Origin of the sequence: Paraburkholderia heleia NBRC 101817, from assembly GCF_000739775.1 — a bacterium.
GTDB classification, from domain to species: domain Bacteria; phylum Pseudomonadota; class Gammaproteobacteria; order Burkholderiales; family Burkholderiaceae; genus Paraburkholderia; species Paraburkholderia heleia.
Genome location: NZ_BBJH01000095.1, coordinates 1 through 1,205, shown reverse-complemented (window position 1 = coordinate 1,205; position 1,205 = coordinate 1). Strand labels below are relative to the sequence as shown.

General features: G+C 60.5%; 1 protein-coding gene. It reads left to right on the top strand.

Annotated features, from left to right (window positions below; genetic code table 11):
* The first annotated feature begins 68 nt into the window (after nucleotides 1–68).
* Nucleotides 69–1,180, top strand: a protein-coding gene (locus BHE01S_RS35795; RefSeq protein ID WP_157025874.1) for an IS3 family transposase whose coding sequence is annotated in 2 segments (ribosomal slippage) — nucleotides 69–318 and nucleotides 318–1,180 — 1,113 coding nt in all. Because the reading frame shifts where the segments join, the coding sequence is not laid out codon by codon here.
* Nucleotides 1,181–1,205 lie beyond the last annotated feature (25 nt).

The window sequence follows — 1,205 nt, the reverse complement described above, 5'->3', positions numbered from 1 at the left end:
TGACCTGCCCTGGAATTTTCGGACCAGCTGAAACTTGAGAGAATGGCTTCCAACGGAGAAAGGAAGTCATGAAGAAGAGCCGGTTCACCGACGAGCAGATGGTCACGATCCTGCGTGAGGCAGACAAGGCGCCAGTTGCCGAGGTCGCAAAGAAGCACGGGATCAGCGAACAGACGATCTACAACTGGCGGCAACATTTCGGCGGTCTGGAGGCTGCCGATGTGAAGCGGCTCAAGCAACTCGAGCAGGAGAACGCGCGGCTGAAGAAGATGCTGGCGGAGCGGGATCTCGAACTGGACGTGATGAAAGAGATCAACGCAAAAAAGTGGTGAGCGCGCCCGCCCGACGCCAGCAGGTCGCCTATGCGAAAGAACGGGGCCTGTCGGAGCGACGTGCGTGCGCGCTGATGTCGGTCGCGCGGTCGGCGCTGCACTACGAATCGAAGCTCGCTGTGCGAGACGCGCCGGTGCTCGCAGCAATGAGCATTCTGTCGGCGCAATATCCGCGTTACGGCTACCGTCGCATCCAGATCTTTCTGGGGCGCCAGGGTCACGAGATGAGCGCGGACCGGGCATGGAGACTGTGGCGTCTGGCTGGTCTGCAGGTGCCACGCAAGCGTCCACGCAGGCGCGTGTCGATTCGTCGCCCCCGTCCACAGCCGGCGACGGCGGCCCGCCACGTCTGGGCGTATGACTTCGTATTCGACGCCTGCGCGAATGGCCAGCAACTGAAATGTCTGACCGTGATCGACGAGTACACCCGTGAGAGCCTGGCGATTGACGTTGCAGGATCGATCCGCTCAAAGCGCGTGATCGAAGTCCTCTCACAACTGGTCAGCGTTCACGGTGCGCCACGCTATCTGCGTTCGGACAACGGCCCGGAATTCGTGTCGAGGGCCATCCTGAAGTGGGCTGCCGAAAACGGCATGGAAATGGCGCTCAGCGATCCGGGCAAGCCGTGGCAGAACGGCGCGGACGAGAGTTTCAACGGCAAATTCCGCGACGAGTGTCTGAGTCTTGAGTGGTTTCGCACTCGCGCCGAAGCAAAGGTCGTGATCGAACAGTGGCGGCGCCACTACAATACGATCCGACCGCATTCTAGTCTCGCGTACCTGACGCCCGACGAGTTCAAGCAGCAGCATTGTTCAACTGAAGCAACCGAGGCCGTTCCCCAAGATTGAAATGGCCCGAAGAAATCAGGCAGGT